At 70.9% G+C, this 17,686-nt stretch carries 15 protein-coding genes; 5 read left to right on the top strand and 10 right to left on the bottom strand.

Annotated features, from left to right (window positions below; all coding sequences use genetic code 11):
- Window positions 1-157 precede the first annotated feature (157 nt).
- Together ACFVDP_RS38590 and ACFVDP_RS38585 are read right to left on the bottom strand one after the other, a co-directional pair.
- Complete coding sequence (locus tag ACFVDP_RS38590) at window positions 158-424, bottom strand: hypothetical protein (protein ID WP_383500754.1); 267 nt, start codon at window positions 422-424, stop codon at window positions 158-160.
- The gene (locus ACFVDP_RS38585; RefSeq protein WP_383500654.1) at window positions 370-1,299 is read right to left on the bottom strand and encodes an SPFH domain-containing protein; all 930 of its coding nucleotides are present in this window, start codon (window positions 1,297-1,299) and stop codon (window positions 370-372) included. The genes ACFVDP_RS38590 and ACFVDP_RS38585 overlap by 55 nt, the downstream gene beginning before the upstream one ends.
- Before the next feature lie 318 nt (window positions 1,300-1,617).
- On the opposite strand from ACFVDP_RS38585, the gene ACFVDP_RS38580 reads away from it, so the two are divergent.
- Window positions 1,618-3,930 carry a transglycosylase domain-containing protein gene (locus tag ACFVDP_RS38580; protein WP_383500651.1) on the top strand — a complete coding sequence of 771 codons (2,313 nt, stop codon included), beginning with the start codon at window positions 1,618-1,620 and terminating at the stop codon, window positions 3,928-3,930.
- Window positions 3,931-4,013: 83 nt separating this feature from the next.
- Here the strand turns inward: ACFVDP_RS38580 and ACFVDP_RS38575 are convergent, their stop codons facing one another.
- From ACFVDP_RS38575 to ACFVDP_RS38560, 4 genes are all read right to left on the bottom strand, one after another.
- Window positions 4,014-5,975, bottom strand: coding sequence for a SpoIIE family protein phosphatase (locus tag ACFVDP_RS38575; RefSeq protein WP_383500648.1), 1,962 nt, complete (start codon window positions 5,973-5,975; stop codon window positions 4,014-4,016).
- Window positions 5,976-6,406: 431 nt separating this feature from the next.
- The gene (locus ACFVDP_RS38570; RefSeq protein ID WP_383500645.1) at window positions 6,407-7,090 is read right to left on the bottom strand and encodes a DUF402 domain-containing protein; all 684 of its coding nucleotides are present in this window, start codon (window positions 7,088-7,090) and stop codon (window positions 6,407-6,409) included.
- Window positions 7,091-7,164: 74 nt separating this feature from the next.
- Window positions 7,165-8,550 (bottom strand): class II fumarate hydratase, encoded by a 1,386-nt coding sequence (locus tag ACFVDP_RS38565; RefSeq protein ID WP_383500642.1) that lies wholly within the window; start codon window positions 8,548-8,550, stop codon window positions 7,165-7,167.
- A 93-nt stretch (window positions 8,551-8,643) separates the two neighbouring features.
- Window positions 8,644-10,314 carry a fumarate hydratase gene (locus ACFVDP_RS38560; protein WP_383500640.1) on the bottom strand — a complete coding sequence of 557 codons (1,671 nt, stop codon included), beginning with the start codon at window positions 10,312-10,314 and terminating at the stop codon, window positions 8,644-8,646.
- Window positions 10,315-10,495: 181 nt separating this feature from the next.
- Here ACFVDP_RS38560 and ACFVDP_RS38555 point away from each other — a divergent pair, with 181 nt between their 5' ends.
- Both ACFVDP_RS38555 and ACFVDP_RS38550 read left to right on the top strand, forming a co-directional pair.
- Window positions 10,496-11,167, top strand: coding sequence for a DUF1707 domain-containing protein (locus ACFVDP_RS38555; protein ID WP_383500637.1), 672 nt, complete (start codon window positions 10,496-10,498; stop codon window positions 11,165-11,167).
- A gap of 171 nt (window positions 11,168-11,338) precedes the next feature.
- Window positions 11,339-11,707, top strand: coding sequence for a WhiB family transcriptional regulator (locus ACFVDP_RS38550; RefSeq protein WP_383500633.1), 369 nt, complete (start codon window positions 11,339-11,341; stop codon window positions 11,705-11,707).
- 168 nt (window positions 11,708-11,875) lie between these two features.
- Here the strand turns inward: ACFVDP_RS38550 and glpX are convergent, their stop codons facing one another.
- Window positions 11,876-12,916, bottom strand: coding sequence for a class II fructose-bisphosphatase (gene glpX, locus ACFVDP_RS38545; protein ID WP_383500630.1), 1,041 nt, complete (start codon window positions 12,914-12,916; stop codon window positions 11,876-11,878).
- 218 nt (window positions 12,917-13,134) lie between these two features.
- Between glpX and ACFVDP_RS38540 the strand changes: the two genes are divergently transcribed.
- Window positions 13,135-13,671, top strand: coding sequence for a DUF4245 domain-containing protein (locus ACFVDP_RS38540; protein WP_383500627.1), 537 nt, complete (start codon window positions 13,135-13,137; stop codon window positions 13,669-13,671).
- 188 nt (window positions 13,672-13,859) lie between these two features.
- Here ACFVDP_RS38540 and ACFVDP_RS38535 read toward each other — a convergent pair whose 3' ends face one another.
- The 3 genes from ACFVDP_RS38535 to xseA form a co-directional block, all read right to left on the bottom strand.
- A complete protein-coding gene (locus ACFVDP_RS38535; protein ID WP_383500624.1) occupies window positions 13,860-14,450 on the bottom strand; it encodes a malonic semialdehyde reductase in 591 nt (196 codons plus the stop codon).
- A 105-nt stretch (window positions 14,451-14,555) separates the two neighbouring features.
- Window positions 14,556-14,798, bottom strand: coding sequence for an exodeoxyribonuclease VII small subunit (locus ACFVDP_RS38530; protein ID WP_383500621.1), 243 nt, complete (start codon window positions 14,796-14,798; stop codon window positions 14,556-14,558).
- Window positions 14,799-14,812: 14 nt separating this feature from the next.
- Entirely contained in the window at window positions 14,813-16,030 is a 1,218-nt protein-coding gene (gene xseA, locus ACFVDP_RS38525; RefSeq protein ID WP_383500619.1) for an exodeoxyribonuclease VII large subunit, read from the bottom strand.
- Window positions 16,031-16,144: 114 nt separating this feature from the next.
- Here xseA and ACFVDP_RS38520 point away from each other — a divergent pair, with 114 nt between their 5' ends.
- Window positions 16,145-17,647: a collagen-binding domain-containing protein gene (locus ACFVDP_RS38520; protein WP_383500616.1), complete on the top strand. Its 1,503-nt coding sequence runs from the start codon at window positions 16,145-16,147 to the stop codon at window positions 17,645-17,647.
- Window positions 17,648-17,686: the final 39 nt, after the last annotated feature.

Genomic DNA, 17,686 nt, shown 5'->3' with positions numbered 1-17,686 from the left:
GAGGAGGGGGTGGCGGGGGGGGGGGGGGGTGGTGTACCGTGGGTTGTCTCCCGGGGGTGCGTGGTGTTCTTTTTTTCGGGGGGGGGGCGGGGAACTGCGCGAGAAGCCCCACCGGGCCGCAGGTCGCGACGAGAGCCGGTGGGGCAGGCGCGGGTCTTCAGTCGTCGTCGGCCGGAGGCTTCGGCGGACGGCCCCGCCGGGGTATCGGCCCCGCCCCGCCGGGAAGGCGGCCGGACTCCGCGAGAGCGCGCCGCAGCAGGAACTCGATCTGCGCGTTCGCCGAGCGGAGCTCATCGCCGGCCCACCGTGCGAGCGCGTCGTACACGGCGGGATCCAGCCGCAGCAACACCTGCTTACGCGGACGCGGAGTCACTGGTAGAGCGTCCCGGTGTTCAGGACCGGCTGCACGGCACGGTCGGCGCAGAGCACCACGAGCAGGTTGGAGACCATCGCGGCCTTGCGCTCCTCGTCCAGCTCGACGAAGTCCTGCTCGGCGATCCGGGCGAGCGCCGCCTCGACCATGCCGACCGCCCCGTCCACGATCTGCCGCCGCGCGGCGACCACGGCACCGGCCTGCTGCCGCTGGAGCATCGCGGAGGCGATCTCGGGCGCGTACGCGAGGTGCGTGAAGCGGGACTCGATGATCTGGACCCCGGCCGCCGCCACGCGCGCGTGCAGCTCGACGGCGAGCTTCTCGGTGATTTCCTCGGCGTTCCCGCGCAGCGACAGGCCGCCCTCGTCATGGGCGTCGTACGGATACTCGATCGCGATGTGCCGCACCGCCGCCTCGGTCTGCGTCGAGACGAACTCCAGGAAGTCGTCGACCTCGAAGGTGGCCTGCGCGGTGTCCTCGACCTTCCATACGACGACGGCGGCGAGCTCGATCGGGTTGCCGTAGGCGTCGTTGACCTTCAGGACGGCCGTCTCGTGGTTGCGCACACGCGTCGAGATCTTCGTGCGCGAGGTGAGCGGGTTCACCCAGCGCAGGCCGTCCGTGCGGATCGTGCCCCGGTAGCGGCCGAAGAGCTGGACCACGCGGGCCTCGCCCGGCGCCACCATGTTCAGCCCGCTCATGGCGAAGAACGCGGCGATCGCGAGCAGCAGGCCGACGACGATCAGCGCGGCCTTGGCGCCGGCCGAGTCGAGCCCCGCGCCGACGGCGATCAGCGCGGCGCCGACGACCAGCCCGACGAGGCCGAGCAGCAGGGCGAGACCGCCGCCGATGCTGTTGGCCGTGAATTCGCGCACGCCGGTCCTGGGCATCTGCGGTACATCGGGTGTGGCGTCCGTCTCTGGCATATCGGTCCCCGTTTCCCTGAATCGTTGCTGAGCTGCTGGTTCGCGCCGGAGGTGGCGCGAACCATGTCTAGCAAACTGATATCACTTTAACTCAGGTGGCAACCTTACGCATCTGTTGCTCGTCGGTTCTCTGGGGGGCGTGCTGATTGTCACGTCCCGAAAAGCCCGGATAGGCCGGTATTGGCCGGTAGGCGCGGTGTTAGCTTCATGCACTGATTAGGCCTGCTGCGGGTGGAAGGGCCGGGTTCACAGGCCGGTGCGTCATGATCCGCGCACCGGAGCACGCCGAGAACGACGAGATGCGGAGCGGTAGACGTCATGGGCCGAGCGGAAGAGCGGCGGGCACGGCAGCGCGGGGGCGCGCGCCGTGCCGCGCCCGCCCCGGCGACGGGACACCGTGCCGAGGGCGCGCGCATGGACCGTAGAAGGAGCAAGGGCGGCAAGGACGACCGGGGCTTCATACGCCGCCTCTTCACGTGGAAGAAGCTGCTGGGCGCCTTCTTCGGGGTCGTGCTGGTCTGCATGGGCGCGTTCGTCGTGCTCTACATGGTCATCGACGTGCCCAACGGCAACGACGAGGCGAAGCTGCAGAGCAACGTCTTCAAGTACAGCAACGGCGACGTGATGGCCCGCACCGGTGAGGTCAACCGCGAGATCGTCGACCTGTCCCAGCTGTCCCCCGAGGTCCAGCGCAGCTTCGTGGCCGCCGAGAACAAGTCGTTCTACACGGACAAGGGCGTCGACCTGAAGGGCACCGCCCGCGGCCTGTTCAACACCCTCTCGGGCAAGGGCAAGCAGGGTGGTTCGACGATCACCCAGCAGTACGTGAAGAACTACTACCTCACGCAGGACCAGACCGTCACGCGCAAGCTGAAGGAACTGGTCATCTCGCTGAAGGTGGAGCGGCAGAACTCCAAGGACCAGATCCTCGCCGGGTACATCAACACCAGTTACTACGGCCGCGGCGCGTGGGGCATCCAGGCCGCCGCCCAGGCCTACTACGGGATCGACGCCTCGAAGCTGGAACCGGAACAGGGCGCCTACCTCGCCGCGCTGCTCCAGGCCCCCAGCCAGTACGACTACACGAGCGCCACCGACACCGGCAGGAGGCTCGTCAAGGCGCGCTGGAACTACGTCCTCGACAACATGGTCGAGATGCACTGGCTCGGCGCGAGCGAGCGCAAGGACATGACCTTCCCCACGCCGCACAAGCCGAAGCCCGCCTCCGGCCTCACCGGCCAGGAGGGCTATCTCTATGAGGCCGCGAAGGCGGAGGCCGTCAAGGACCTCGACATCTCCAAGGAGAAGTTCGACGCGGGCGGCTACACGATCACCCTCAACATCGACCGCAAGAAGCAGAAGCAGCTGGAGAAGTCGGTCAAGGAGCAGCTGACCGACAACCTCGACCCGAAGTCCAAGAAGGCGGACGCCCGGGTCCAGGCCGGCGCCGTCTCGGTCGACCCCAAGACCGGCAAGGTCCTGGCGATGTACGGCGGCAAGGACTACACCGAGCACTACGTCAACAACGCCACCCGCACCGACTACCAGCCGGCCTCCACCTTCAAGCCGGTGATCCTCGCGGCCGCGCTGCAGAACCAGTCCGAGACCCAGGACGGCCAGGTCATCAAGGCCAGCACCAGCTACGACGGCACGAGCAAGCGCCCGGTGGAGGAGGACGGCAAGAAGGTCGGCTTCGCCCCGCCGAACGAGGACGACCAGGACTACGGCCCGGTCACCGTGCAGACCGCCATGAACAAGTCCATCAACTCCGTCTTCGCCCAGATGGGCATCGACGTCGGCATGGACAAGGTCATGGCGACGGCGAAGCAGCTCGGCATGGACTCCGACGACCTCAAGCCGTACGCGGCCCAGACCCTCGGCACCATGGGCGCGAGCCCGCTGGAGATGGCCGGGGTCTACGCGACCCTCGACAACCACGGCAAGAAGGTCACCCCGCAGATCCTGAAGTCGGTGAGCTACGGGAGCGAGAAGCAGCCGCTGCCGGACGCGATCGGCGGCCAGGTCGTCGACCACGGCGTCGCCGACTCGGTCACCTCGGTGCTGACCGGTGTGGTCGACGACGGTACGGCGAAGACGTCGGTCCGGGACAACGCGGCGCGCGACGGCCAGCAGGTGGCGGGCAAGACCGGTACCTCCGACGACAACAAGTCGGCCTGGTTCACCGGCTACACGCCGGACCTGGTCACCTCCGTGGGCCTGTTCGGCGAGGGCGCCGTCAAGACGTCGGAGGAGGGCGCCCACGTCTCCATGAAGGGCGCCGGCGGTCTGCCGCGCGTCGACGGCGGCAGCTTCCCGGCCCGGATCTGGGCGCAGTACATGTTCAACTCGACCAGCGCGAACGGCAAGTTCAGCCTGGACACGGACATGGGCGCGGGCGTCCAGCCCACCACGACGGCCCCGACGACGCCGACCGGCGAGCCGACGACCGAGACGCCGAGCACGGATCCGACGACGAAGGCGCCGACCAAGACGCCGACGACGCCGACCCAGACGCCGCCGAGCACGGATCCGACGACGTCGGATCCGACCACGCCGGAGCCCCCGAACCCGACGGACTCGGCGACGATCGAGATCCCGGAGAACCCGGCGAACAACAGAGAAGAGCAGTAACCACGCGAAGGGGCGCCGGAGTCGATCCGGCGCCCCTTCGGCGTGCGTACGTGCGGTCCGCGCCTACGTGCCTCCGTGCGGCCCTAGGACGGGCCGCCGCCGGGCCGCGCCAGCTCGAACCAGACCACCTTGCCGGTGGACAGCCGGGTGGCGCCCCAGCGCCTGGCGAGACGGTTCACCAGGAACAGGCCGCGGCCGCCCTCGTCGGTCGCGCGGGCGTGCCGCTGCCGGGGCAACTGCGGTACGTCGTCGCCGACTTCGCAGCGCAGCACGTCGGTGCGAAGGAGCCGCAGGGTCACCGGCCGGGACGCGTACCGCACCGCGTTCGTGACGACCTCGCTGACCAGCAGTTCGACGGAGTCGGTCAGGTCCTCCAGGCCCCAGCGGGCCAGCGCGCTGCGCGCGAGCCGCCGCGCCCGGGACGGCGCCGCGTCCTCCGGCTCCAGGAACCAGTACGCGACGTCGCTCGGCGCGATCCCGTCGAAGCGGGCGGCGAGCAGCGCGATGTCGTCGTCCCGGTCGCCGGGGCCGAGCATGTCGAGCACGTCGTCGCAGAGGGCCTCCAGGGGCGGCGGATGGTCCGGGCCCGTCAACTGGGCGGTGTCCGCCAGCCGTTCACGCAGCTGCTCTATGCCCGTCCAGACGTCACGCAGCCGGGACTCGACGAGCCCGTCCGTGTAGAGCAGCAGGGTCGCCCCGGCGGGCGCGTCCAGCTCCACGGCCTCGAAGTCGACGCCGCCGACGCCGATCGGGGCGCCCGGCGGCACCCGCAGCACCTCCGCGCGTCCGCCCAGGTGGAGCAGGACGGGCGGCGGATGCCCCGCGTTGGCGATGGTGATGCGGTGCGCGACCGGGTCGTAGACCGCGTACATGCAGGTCGCCATGCGGTCGGTGCCGAGCCGCTGGGCCTGCTCGTCGAGATGGTGCAGGACCTCCTGCGGCGGCAGGTCGAGGCCCGCGAGGGTCTGCGCCGTCGTGCGCAGCTGGCCCATGATGGCCGCCGACGTCATGGAATGCCCCATGACGTCGCCGACGACCAGGGCGACCCGGCTGCCCGGCAGCGGGATCGCGTCGTACCAGTCGCCGCCGACCCGCGCCGTCTCCGCCGCCGGCAGATAGCGCGAGGCCAGCCGGACGCCCGTCGGGCGCGGCAGGGTCTCCGGGAGCATGGTGCGCTGCAACTCGTCGGCGATGTACGCCTCGCGCCCGTACAGCACCGCCTTGTCGATGCCGAGCGCGCTGTGCGTCGCCAGCTGCCCGGCCACCAGCAGGTCGTCGGGGTCGAAGGGGATCCGGTCCTGGCGGCGCAGGAACACCGCGGCCCCGATCACCCTCCGGCGTCCGCGCAGCGGAGCCAGGATGACGCGCTGCCCGGTCGGCAAAGACGGTTCTCCACCCAGGAGTTCGGGGAGCGCCGCCTGCGCGGCCGTCGTGTCCCCGAACACCGGGCGCACGCCGCGCAGCACCTCGGCGAGCGCGCCGCCGCCCCGCACCTCGCACAACTCGGCACTGCCCGCGGCCAGTTCCGCCGGAGGCACGAACGGCACGGCCGTGCCGCCGCCGTCGGTGTCGGCGTCGTCCGCGGCGTCGGGGATCCGGTCGGTGCGGCGCAGGCGCAGCACCATCGGGCCCGTCGGTCGCTCGTCCCCGACCGGCAGCGGCTCGCGCAGATAGACGAGGATCGCGTCCGAGAACGTCGGCACCGTGGCCCGGCACAGGCCCATCACGATCTCGTCGAGGTCGATGCCGCGCGCGATCCGCCGGGTCGCGGCGCCCACGAAGCGCAGCCGGTCCCCGTCCCGGCGCATCGCCACCGGCTGGCCCGACGGACGCGGCTGCCCGGAGCGCCGCTCGGCGGCCGGCGGCCCGGACGGATCGGGGCGCACCGGCTCGGGCGACGGCGTCCGGGGCTGCGAGTGCTCGGCGTCCGCGGCGGAAGCGGGCGCGGCGGCGCGGCGCGGCTGTTCCGGTAACCCGCTGGAACCCTCCGCGGCCTGCGAGGAATTCCGCAGGGCCGCGCGGGGGTCCGCGGGGCGGGCCGCCATGCCGTGATGGCGGCCTTCGTGGGAGCCTTGATAAGAGGCTGAGTGCTCCGTCACGCGTGTCGAATCCGTCCGTCCGGGGCTGCGCGCCGTGTCACTGGCCGATGCGTCGGCAGTTGATGAACAGCTGGTGCTCGGGAGCCCGCAGGAATGCCGATACCCGGAACGTGTGCCCAGGGAACGGAATCCCGGCGTCGCACGGAGCGGAGACGTCTGCGGGCAGGTGTCTGTCGGCCATCCCGGGCGCGACCCCCTTGAACACGTTCACGGTCCCGCCCCCTCTCGAAGACGCCGAAGACACCGATGACCTCGTTGACATCGTGTCAGACCCACTACGGGTGCGAAGAGTTGCTGCCCGAACTCCACACATCCGCAGTTGTTCGCTCTTGCGGAGGACGATCCTACGTTTCCTACCCGGGGGCGCATCAAGGGTCTCATGAGGACACATGCGCGGGCGTACGGTCCCAGTCGGCGGGCAGCGGCGGCACCGGCCACGCCGGGTCGGGGCGCCAGTGCTCCCAGCCGTCGGAGAACGGGTGCCCCCAGCTTTCGATCACCTCGACCGCCCGGGCGCCCGCCTCCCGCACCCGCCGGGCCTGCTCCGGGCTCATCAGGCCCACCGCCTGTGCCTGCGCGAACTCGTCCTCGTCGTGCCAGCGCCGGCTGTGGTCCTCGTACACCGACAGGTCGAGGAAGTGGTCCTCGGAGTCGACACCGCCCGACCAGCGGGTGTGCGGCTCCTCGAGGTTCACGTACCAGTTGCGGAAGCGCCAGCCCGGCTCCCAGAACAGCCACACCGACCACGGCTCGCCGGGGCGCGCCAGCTTCAGCACGCCGGTGCCGGACCAGTGGTCGCGCTGCACGGTGCGCGGCTTGGTGTAGCGGGTGGCCAGCGGCTCGCGGTGCAGCGGGGTGCCGTCCGCGAGCACCGGCTTCACGCACTCGGTGCCGGGGGCCATCCAGGCGGCGAGCAGTTCGGCGGTGTCCTGGACGACGGTGACCGGACGGCAGATGTGGACCGGCCCGGAATCCGGGTGTCCCGTATTGGCGCGGTAGCGCCACAGGATCCGCTCCCCGGGCGCCCAGCGCCCCTCGCCTGTCCGGTCGTTGTCTGTCATGGACAGATATTAGGTGCCGCTGGCATACGACGGCAGCGACCGGCGTCACGATTCCGTCATCCGGCCACCAGTCGTTACGGACGGGTCATCCGCAGGACATCCAGTGCCTCGTCCAACTGCGCCTCGGTCAGGTCGCCGCGCTCGACGTATCCGCCCTCCAGCACCACCTCGCGGATCGTCTTCCGCTCCGCGAGGGACTTCTTGGCGACCTTGGCCGCCTCCTCGTAGCCGATGTACTTGTTCAGCGGGGTCACCACGGAGGGCGAGGACTCGGCGTACTCGCGGGCGCGCTCCCGGTTGGCGGTGATGCCGTCGACCGTGCGGTCGGCGAGCAGCCGCGAGACGTTGGCGAGCAGACGGATCGATTCCAGGACGTTCTTGGCGATCACCGGAAGCATCACGTTCAGCTCGAAATTGCCCGCCGCGCCCGCCGTGGCCACCGTCGCGTCGTTGCCGATCACCTGTGCGGCGACCATCAGCGTCGCCTCGGGGATGACCGGATTCACCTTGCCCGGCATGATCGACGAGCCGGGCTGGAGGTCCGGCAGGTTGATTTCGGCCAGTCCCGTGCGCGGGCCCGACGCCGCCCACCGCAGATCGTTGGCGATCTTCGTCAGGCCGACCGCGATGGTGCGCAGCTGCCCGCTGGTCTCCACGATGCCGTCGCGGGCGCCCTGCGCCTCGAAGTGGTCGCGCGCCTCGGTCAGCGGCAGCCCGGTGGCGCGGGCCACCTCGGCGATGACGGCCGGGGAGAACCCGGGCGGCGTGTTGATCCCCGTACCGACGGCCGTGCCGCCCAGCGGCAGTTCCGCGAGCCGGGGGAGCGAGGCGGTCAGCCGCTCGACGCCGTAGCGGACCTGCGCCGCGTACCCGCCGAACTCCTGGCCCAGCGTCACCGGCGTCGCGTCCATCAGGTGCGTACGGCCCGACTTCACGACGTCGGCGAACTCCTCCGCCTTGCGCCCCAGGGACGCGGCCAGGTGCTCCAGGGCCGGGATCAGGTCGTGGGTGACGGCGGCCGTCGCCGCGATGTGGATCGAGGAGGGGAAGACGTCGTTCGACGACTGCGAGGCGTTCACGTGGTCGTTCGGGTGCACGTCGCGGCCCAGGCGCTCGGTGGCCAGGGTGGCCAGCACCTCGTTGGCGTTCATGTTGGAGGAGGTGCCGGACCCGGTCTGGAAGACGTCGACCGGGAACTCGTCGTCCCAGCGTCCCTCGGCGACCTCGGCGGCCGCGTCCGCGATGGCGCCGGCGATGTCCTTGTCGAGCACCCCCAGCTCCGCGTTGACCTTCGCGGCCGCGCCCTTGATGCGGGCCAGGGCCTCGATGTGGGCGCGCTCCAGGCGCTGCCCGGAGACGGGGAAGTTCTCCACGGCGCGCTGGGTCTGGGCCCGCCACTTGGCGGCGGCGGGGACACGGACCTCGCCCATGGAATCGTGCTCGATGCGGTAGTCGGTCATACCCGGTACAGCACGTGCGGCGGCGCCGGTGTTCCCGGCGCAACGCCGGACGGGCTCATGAATCGAGCCCGTCCGGCGGATACGCGCGTGGGGTCAGACCAGGCCGGGACCGCGCACCGGGATGTGCGTGAACGTCGGCTCGGGGGCCGGGTTCTGGAAGAAGTCGTTGCCCTTGTCGTCGACGACGATGAACGCCGGGAAGTTCTCGACCTCGATCTTCCAGACGGCCTCCATGCCGAGCTCCTCGTACTCGACGACCTCGACCTTCTTGATGCAGTCCTGCGCGAGGCGGGCGGCCGGGCCGCCGATGGAGCCGAGGTAGAAGCCGCCGTGCGCGTCGCACGCGTCGGTGACCTGCTGCGAGCGGTTGCCCTTGGCGAGCATCACCCTGGAGCCGCCCGCCGCCTGGAACTGGGCGACGTAGGAGTCCATGCGGCCGGCCGTCGTCGGGCCGAACGAGCCGGACGCGTAACCCTCCGGGGTCTTGGCCGGGCCCGCGTAGTACACGGGGTGGTCCTTCAGGTACTGCGGCATCTCCTCGCCCGCGTCCAGGCGCTCCTTGATCTTGGCGTGCGCGATGTCGCGGGCGACGACGAGCGGGCCGTTCAGGGAGAGCCGGGTCTTGACCGGGTACTTGGTCAGCTCGGCGAGGATGGCGTCCATCGGCTGGTTCAGGTCGATGGTCACGACGTCGCTCGACTCGTCGAGGTGCTCGTCGGTGGTCTCGGGGAGGAAGCGCGCCGGGTCGGTCTCCAGCTGCTCCAGGAAGACGCCCTCGGCGGTGATCTTCGCGACGGCCTGGCGGTCGGCCGAGCAGGACACGGCGATGGCGACCGGGCAGGACGCGCCGTGCCGCGGCAGGCGCACCACGCGCACGTCGTGGCAGAAGTACTTGCCGCCGAACTGCGCGCCGATGCCGATCTTCTGCGTCAGCTCGAAGACCTTCTCCTCCAGCTCCTTGTCCCGGAAGCCGTGACCGAGCGCGGAACCCTCGTCGGGGATCTCGTCGTAGTAGTGCGCGGAGGCGTACTTGGCGGTCTTCAGCGCGTACTCGGCGCTCGTGCCGCCGACGACGATGGCGAGGTGGTACGGCGGGCACGCGGCGGTGCCCAGCGAGCGGATCTTCTCCTCCAGGAACTTCATCATGGAGGCCTCGTTCAGGACGGCCTTCGTCTCCTGGTAGAGGAACGACTTGTTGGCCGAGCCGCCGCCCTTCGCCATGAACAGGAACTTGTAGGCGCCGCCGTCGGTCGCGTACAGCTCGATCTGGGCCGGGAGGTTGGAGCCGGTGTTCTTCTCGTCCCACATGTTCAGCGGGGCCATCTGCGAGTAGCGCAGGTTCAGGTTCTGGTAGGCGTCGAAGATGCCCTTGGAGAGCGACTTCTCGTCCTCGCCCTCGGTCAGCACGTTCTGCCCGCGCTTGCCCATGACGATGGCGGTGCCGGTGTCCTGGCACATCGGGAGCACGCCGGCCGCCGCGATGTTCGCGTTCTTCAGCAGGTCCAGCGCCACGAACTTGTCGTTGTTCGACGCCTCGGGGTCGTCGACGATGCGGCGCAGCTGCGCGAGGTGGGCCGGGCGCAGGTAGTGCTGGATGTCGTGGATCGCCTCTTCGGCGAGCTTGCGCAGCGCCTCCGGCTCGACCTTCAGGAACGTACGCCCGTCCGGCCCCTCGGCGGTGGAGACACCCTCCGAGGTCACCAGGCGATAGGGGGTGGTGTCCTCGCCCTGGGGGAGCAGATCGGTGTACGCGAACTCAGGCATCGTGCCTTTTCCTCTTTCGGCCGGTGGCAGCGCTGGCATCCGTTGGCAGCGCCAACCAGCGTAGAACCTGGGCGCGCGGGCGGACCTGTGAGGTAAGGCTCAGTCGGGCCGGGCGGGCCGGGTCCGGTCGGGTGCCGACGCACCCTAGTCGCGATCTATCGCGTTTGGGTACGCTGCTGTCGTGGACCTTCAGAAGAGCCCCGAGCCCAGCGCCCCCGTGGCGGAACCGACCGACCTGCGCGCGTCCGACGCGGACCGGGACCGGATCGCGGACATCCTGCGCGAGGCGCTCGCGGAGGGCCGGCTCGACGCGGAGGAGCACGCCGAGCGGATCGACGGGGTGTACCGCGCCAAGACGGTGGGTGAGCTGGAGCCGCTGGTCAGGGATCTGCCCGGCGCGCACGCGGGCGCGCCGTCCGTGGCGTCCCCGGCGCCGGACCAGCCGGCGCCCGGCACCGTCCCGCCGCTGCCCGGGGAGAACCTGGTGGCGGTGTTCAGCTCCACCGTCCGAAGAGGCCGCTGGCGCGTGGGCCGCCGCACGCACGCGTACGCCGTGTTCGGCAGTGTGGAGATCGACCTCAGCGAGGCGATCTTCGAGTACCCGCAGATCTACATCAAGGCGGTCTCCGTCTTCGGCAGCGTCGACATCCGGGTCCCGGAGAACATCTCGCTGCGCGGCAGCGGCGGCGGCATCCTCGGCAGCTTCGAGGTCGACGCGATGGACGCGCCTGAGGCCGACGCGCCGGTCGTCTACGTCGACGGCGCCGCGGTGCTCGGCAGCATCGAGGCGCGGCCCAAGCGCGGCAAGATCATCGCGAACCTGGAGAAGCACCTGCGCAAGCACTTCGGCTGACCGCGCCGCCGCGCGGCCGAACTCCCGTACGCGCCGGGGGACTTCCGTGCTTCGGAACTCAGTGCATAGGCGTCGACACAGCGGGTAGGGCTTGGGGCATCGTCTACCGATCGACCCCTGTTGCCTCTGAAGCTCGCGAAAGCCGTCGTAAGCCGTCGTCAGGAGTAGACCGTGCTGCATCCGCCGCATCAGTCCTTGCAGGTCGCCGCCGTTCCGCAGCAGCGGGTGCCAGTGCGGGACCGGGACCAGGACGCACCGTGGCACACGGAGGCCGTGTGCAGGCGCGACGAGGCGGGCCTCTTCTTCGCCCCATCCAAGGAACCCACCGCCGCGCGCCTCGCGCGCGAGGAGGCGGCCAAGCGGGTCTGTGCCCGCTGTCCGGTCCTGGTCGAGTGCCGCGAGCACGCCCTGCTCCAGCCGGAGCCGTACGGCGTGTGGGGCGGCCTGACGGCGGCCGAACGCCGCGTCGTGCTGGCGCGCAGGCGGCGGCGCGACGTGGAACTCAAGAACACGGGCCGCCCGATCGCGGCGGCGGGCTGAAGCGCACGGTCAGCTAGGCGCCCCGTCAGGGGCGCGGGGCTGTGTCGACGTGCGGCTCCGCCGCGTGGGCGCGAGAAGCCCCACCGGCCCGCACCCGCCGTACGACGTGACGGTGCTTAACGGCGCAGAAGCGCGTAGGGCGCCCCGCACAACGGGGCGCCCCAGCCGCTACTTGGCCCGGTCGAAATCAATCGCGGAGTAGGCGCGCAGCTTGCTCAACCGGTGCTGCGAGTCGATCTGCCGGATGGTCCCGGACTTGGACCGCATCACCAGCGACGACGTGGTCGCGCTCTCGGACTGGTACCGAACCCCCCGCAGCAGCTCCCCGTCCGTGATCCCGGTGGCCACGAAGAACACGTTCTCCCCGGAGACCAGGTCGTCGGTGGACAGCACGCGGTCCAGGTCGTGCCCGGCGTCGAGCGCCCGCTGCCGCTCCTCGTCGTCCTTGGGCCACAGCTTGCCCTGGATCACACCGCCCAGGCACTTCATGGCGCAGGCCGAGATGATGCCCTCCGGCGTGCCGCCGATGCCGAGCATCAGGTCGACGCCGGTGCCCTCGCGCACGGCGAGGATCGAACCGGCGACGTCGCCGTCGGAGATCAGCTTGATCCGGGCGCCGGTCTCCCGGATCTCCTTGATCATGCCCTCGTGGCGCGGCCGGTCGAGGATGACGACGGTGACGTCCTCGGGGGCACGCCGCTTCGCCTTGGCGACCCGGCGGATGTTCACCGACACCGGCGCGTTGATGTCCACGTAGTCCGCGGCTTCGGGGCCGGTGACCAGCTTGTCCATGTAGAAGACGGCCGACGGGTCGAACATCGTGCCGCGGTCGGCGGCGGCCAGCACCGCGATCGCGTTCGGCATGCCCTTGGAGCAGAGCGTCGTGCCGTCGATCGGGTCGACGGCGATGTCGCACTCCGCGCCCGTCCCGTCGCCCACCCGCTCGCCGTTGAACAGCATCGGGGCCTCGTCCTTCTCGCCCTCGCCGATGACGACGACCCCGTTCATCGACACGGTGGAGACGAGGGTCCGCATGGCGCGCACGGCGGCGCCGTCCGCTCCGTTCTTGTCGCCGCGGCCGACCCAGCGGCCGGCGGCCATGGCGGCGGCCTCGGTGACGCGGACGAGTTCCAGGGCGAGGTTGCGGTCGGGGGCCTCGGAGGGGACCTCGAGTTCGGACGGCAGCTGGTGATGCTGATGCTCGGTCATCGAGACGCACCTTTCTGTTCCGGCGTTTTTTGCCGGGATACGACGACGGCCGGATGAGGGTTGATTGGTCCTGACTCTATCGCCCGTACGACAATCTGAGCAGAGCACCCCACGGATGAGCGGCTACGTTCATGACAGGTACGTCCATCGAGGCGGATACCGGGACGCATGGGGGACCTCCCGGCCGGGTGCGACAGGCCACCTGCGACGATGGGCGGGTGGCAGGAAGAAATGGCAAGAAGACGGTGGGCAGCCTGGTGCTGTCCCTGGGTGTCTGTGTCGTGGCGGCGGGCGTGATCTACGTGTTCGTCCCGCACGACGATTCCGAGGAGACGCCTGTCAAGCGCGTGGACTACCGGGTGGAGCTGCTCTCGGCCCGCCGCGCGGCCTCCTATCCGGTGGCCGCCCCCGAGGGTCTGGCGGCCTCGTGGAAGCCGACCTCCGTGCGCTACAACGGCGAGGGGAACGAGGCCTGGCACCTCGGCTTCCTCGACCCCGACGGCCAGTACGTCGCCGTCGAGCAGTCGACCGACAAGCCGACCCGGTTCATCGACGAGGCGAGCCAGGGCGCCGAGAAGACCAGCCACGAGCAGACCATCAACGGCGAGCGGTGGCAGCGCTACAAGGGCGAGAAGTACGACGCCCTGGTCCTGCAGCAGAAGAACGCCACGACGGTGGTGACCGGCACGGCCGGGTTCGACGGGCTGGCCAGGATGGCCGGGGCGCTGAAGATGGAGCGGGACACGTCGGCGTGAGCCGTTCGTCCGACGGCCGGTGGGGCTTCTCGCGCAGTTCCCCGCGCCCCTGAAGGGCGAGCTTCGCTCGCTTCAGGGGCGCGGGGAACTGCGCGACCAGCCACGACGAGAGCCGCGCGTGAAGGCATACGGAAAGGCCCCGGCTTCTGGGGGAAGCCGGGGCCTTTCCGCGCTGCGTGCGATGTGGCTCAGACCGTCGTGATGACCTGGTCCTGAGCGAGACGCGGAGAGCGGGGGAACCAGGCGTCGTCGCCGGGCTTGCCGATGTTGATGACCATCAGGGGGGTGTGGTCGTCGTCCAGGAACTCCTTCTGGACACCGGCGAAGTCGAAGCCGGTCATCGGACCGGCGGCCAGGCCGGCGGCCCGCACGCCCATGATGAAGTAGCCGGCCTGCAGCGTGGCGTTGACCAGCGCGGCCTGCTCGCGGACCGGGCGCTCGGAGAAGAACGCGTCCTTGGCCTGCGGGAAGTGCGGGAGCAGCTGCGGCAGCTCCTCGTGGAACTCGTTGTCCGCCGAGAGGATCGCGACCAGCGGGGCCGAGGCGGTCTTCGGCTGGTTGCCCTCGGCCATGTGCTTGACCAGGCGCTCGCGGGCCTCGGGGGAGCGGACCAGCGTGATGCGCAGCGGCGACTGGTTGAAGGCGGTCGGGCCGAACTTGACCAGCTCGTAGATCGCCTGGACCTGCTCGTCGGTCACCGGCTCGTCGGTGAAGGTGTTCGCGGTGCGGGCCTCGCGGAAGAGCAGGTCCTGGGCGGCGGGGTCAAGAACGAGGGACATTGATCAACCTTCTCGTACGGATCAACTGACGCATTCGACCCTACGCCGATGAGGTTCAACTTTCAACAAACACCTTCGTGACCCTGTTCACAAGGGCCCGCGGGGTCACTCCTGGCCCGGCTCGCCCCCGCCCTCCCCGTCGGACTCGTCGGCCAGCGCCGCGTCCAGGCGGGCCCGCGCCCCGTCCAGCCAGCGCCGGCACACCTTCGCCAGCTCCTCGCCCCGCTCCCACAGCGCGAGGGACTCCTCCAAGGACGTGCCGCCGGCCTCCAACTGCCGTACGACATCGATCAGTTCGTCCCGCGCCTGCTCATAGCCGAGCGCCTCGTCGGCCGCCTTCGTGGTCATGCTGTTGTCCGTCCTCACGCTTCGGTTTCTGTGACTCGTACGGTGAACTCGCCCTCGGCGACCCGGGCCCGCAGCTCCTCGCCGGCCGCCGCCTCCTCGGCCGCGCGCACCACGTGGCCGTCCGCCTTCTGCAGGACCGCGTAGCCGCGCTTGAGGGTGGCCGCCGGCGAGAGCGCGACCACGCGTGCGTGCGTGTGCGTCAGCTCCGAGTCCGCGCGGTCCAGGAGATGGCCGAGGGTGCGGCGGCTGCGCTCGGTCAGCGCCGTGATCTGCGCCTCGCGGTCGTCGATCATGCGGTGCGGGTCCTCTATCGACGGCCGGGCCAGCGCCGCCGCGAGGCCGCGCTCCTCCCGGTCCAGGAACGCCGACACGCTGCGCCGGGCCCGGTCCCGCAGGAACCGCACCCGCTCGTACTCCTCGCCGACGTCCGGCACCACCTTCTTGGCGGCGTCGGTCGGCGTCGAGGCCCGCAGATCGGCGACGTAGTCGAGCAGCGGGGTGTCCGGCTCGTGCCCGATCGCCGAGACCACCGGCGTCCGGCAGGCGGCCACGGCCCGCACCAGCTGCTCGTCCGAGAAGGGCAGCAGGTCCTCCACGCTGCCGCCGCCGCGCGCCACGACGATCACGTCGACCTCGTCCAGCGCGTCCAGCTCCTTGACCGCCTGGACGACCTGCGGCACGGCGTGCACGCCCTGCACCGGCACATTGCGCACCTCGAAGCGGACGGCGGGCCAGCGGTGCCGCGCGTTCTCCAGGACGTCGCGCTCGGCGGCCGAGGCCCGGCCGCAGACCAGGCCGACCAGCTGGGGCAGGAACGGCAGCGGCTTCTTGCGGTCCGCGGCGAACAGCCCCTCCGCGGCCAGCGACTTCTTCAGCTGCTCCAGACGCGCGAGCAGCTCACCGACGCCGACCGGCCGGATCTCGGCGGCCCGCAGCGAGAGCTGACCGCGCGGTGCGTACCACTCGGGCTTCGCGTGGACGACGACCCGGGAACCCTCGCGGACCACGTCCGCCACCGCGTCGAACACCTGCCGGTAGCAGGTGACCGAGACCGAGATGTCGTGCGACGGATCGCGCAGCGTCAGGAACACGACGCCGGCGCCCGGCCTGCGGGACAGCTGGGTGATCTGCCCCTCCACCCACACGGCGCCGAGCCGGTCGATCCATCCGCCGATCAGCCGGGACACCTCACCGACGGGGACCGGGGTGTCCGGGGACGTGTTGACAGCCATGCCGCGAGCGTAGCCGCCGGGACCGACAGTCCTGTGGGTCACACGGGTTGTCCTGTGCGTGCCCGGGCCCGACCTACCGGCCCGCGCGGGCGTCCGTCCCTAGCGTCGGCCGGTATGACAAATCTGATCAGGACAGCCGTCCCGGTGGCCGCGGCTGCGACCGGTGCCCTGTGCGCCTGCGCCGTGCTGGCCGCGGCACCGGTCCGGTCCGCGCCCGGCGCCGCGACCCGCGACACCGTCACGATCGGCAACCCCGTCGCGGGCAACAACGGCTTCGGCGTCATCACCGAGGACGACGCCTACCTCGGCAGCACCGAGTCGGAAGGACCGGTCGCGGTCGGCGGCGACCTGCGCTTCGGCGCCGGTTACAACGTCTCCCTGAACACCGCGGGGTCCTACGTCGCCCCCGGCGACCAGCGGCCCACCGCGCTGCTCGTCGGCGGCCGGGTCCGCTACGACCAGAGCGACCCGGCCGGCGTCCTCAAGGTCCTCCAGAACGGCTACGTGAAGATCGGCGACATGACCGGCGGCCAGGCCCTGGACTCCGACAGCAACGGCGCCGCCGCCAACACCCACATCGACGCCCGGGGCACCGCCTACGACGCCACACCCCGCATCGAACTCAGCACCCGCGAGGCCGCCGCGAAGGTCGGCCCCGCCGACCTGATGGACTTCCCCGGCCTGTTCACCACGTACCGGGACCGGGCACGACAGATGGCGGCCTGCGCCGGCAACGTCATCCTGCGCGACGGCAACGGCGACCCGCTCCCCGACCAGTCGACGGTGCCGCCCGGCTCCCAGATCAAGCTCTCCCTCGACACGGGCCGCACCAACGTGCTGCGCCTCACCGGCGCGATGCTCGACAACATCTCCACGCTGACGCTGCTCAACCAGCCGACCGCCGCCGCGCCCCTGGTCGTCGTCGTGGACACCAGTGCCGAGGGCGGCGACTACACCTGGCACGCGCCGACCATGGCCGGCGTCGGCGACTCCGAGAACCACATCCTGTGGGACTTCCCGGACGCCACCCGGATCACCAACCCCGACGGCGACGAGATCGAGGGCACGGTCTACGCGCCGAGCGCCGAGTTCGTCGACCTGGACGCCTCGAACATCGAGGGCGACGTCGTCGTCAAGTCGCTCGTCCAGGGCTCGACGGCGGCGGTCGGCGGGAATCCGGCCAACGCGGGGGAGATGCACTACCACCCGTTCGACGCCGTCATCCAGTGCGACGACGAGACGACGCCCACCCCCACGCCGTCGCAGCCGGGCGAATCGCCGTCGCCGTCTCCTACGCCGACGAGGACGCCGAACAACGGGACGGCCACGCCGACCCCTCCGACGCCCACACCCACCCCGACGGGCCACACGTCGCCCACGCCCAGCCCTTCCGAGAGCACGCCGACGCCGACCTCGACCCCGACGCCGAGCGGTGGAACGACCACCCCCACGGCGCCGGGCACCCCGACCCCCACGCCCACCGGCCCCGCCCTCGCCCACACCGGATCCGACCGCCGGGCCACCGCCGTCATCGGCGGCATCGCGGCGGCCCTCGTGGTCACCGGCGCCGGAGCCATGGCCCTGGGACGGCTGCGCCGCAACGGCCGCCACCGCTGATCCCGGTACCCACGGCGCCCGCGGCAGCCGGGCGGCGGC

Source organism: Streptomyces sp. NPDC057694 (assembly GCF_042799415.1).
In the GTDB taxonomy this organism is placed as follows: Bacteria; Actinomycetota; Actinomycetes; order Streptomycetales; family Streptomycetaceae; genus Streptomyces.
This window is presented reverse-complemented; position numbering and strand designations above follow the sequence as displayed.

Bases quoted from the DNA above. Each gene is read 5' to 3' on its own strand.
- ACFVDP_RS38585 (WP_383500654.1), bottom strand. From the start codon at position 1,299: ATGCCAGAGACGGACGCCACACCCGATGTACCGCAGATGCCCAGGACC.
- ACFVDP_RS38580 (WP_383500651.1), top strand. From the start codon at position 1,618: ATGGGCCGAGCGGAAGAGCGGCGGGCACGGCAGCGCGGGGGCGCGCGC.
- ACFVDP_RS38575 (WP_383500648.1), bottom strand. From the start codon at position 5,975: ATGGCGGCCCGCCCCGCGGACCCCCGCGCGGCCCTGCGGAATTCCTCG.
- ACFVDP_RS38570 (WP_383500645.1), bottom strand. From the start codon at position 7,090: ATGACAGACAACGACCGGACAGGCGAGGGGCGCTGGGCGCCCGGGGAG.
- ACFVDP_RS38565 (WP_383500642.1), bottom strand. From the start codon at position 8,550: ATGACCGACTACCGCATCGAGCACGATTCCATGGGCGAGGTCCGTGTC.
- ACFVDP_RS38560 (WP_383500640.1), bottom strand. From the start codon at position 10,314: ATGCCTGAGTTCGCGTACACCGATCTGCTCCCCCAGGGCGAGGACACC.
- glpX (WP_383500630.1), bottom strand. From the start codon at position 12,916: ATGACCGAGCATCAGCATCACCAGCTGCCGTCCGAACTCGAGGTCCCC.
- ACFVDP_RS38535 (WP_383500624.1), bottom strand. From the start codon at position 14,450: ATGTCCCTCGTTCTTGACCCCGCCGCCCAGGACCTGCTCTTCCGCGAG.
- ACFVDP_RS38530 (WP_383500621.1), bottom strand. From the start codon at position 14,798: ATGACCACGAAGGCGGCCGACGAGGCGCTCGGCTATGAGCAGGCGCGG.
- xseA (WP_383500619.1), bottom strand. From the start codon at position 16,030: ATGGCTGTCAACACGTCCCCGGACACCCCGGTCCCCGTCGGTGAGGTG.
- ACFVDP_RS38520 (WP_383500616.1), top strand. From the start codon at position 16,145: ATGACAAATCTGATCAGGACAGCCGTCCCGGTGGCCGCGGCTGCGACC.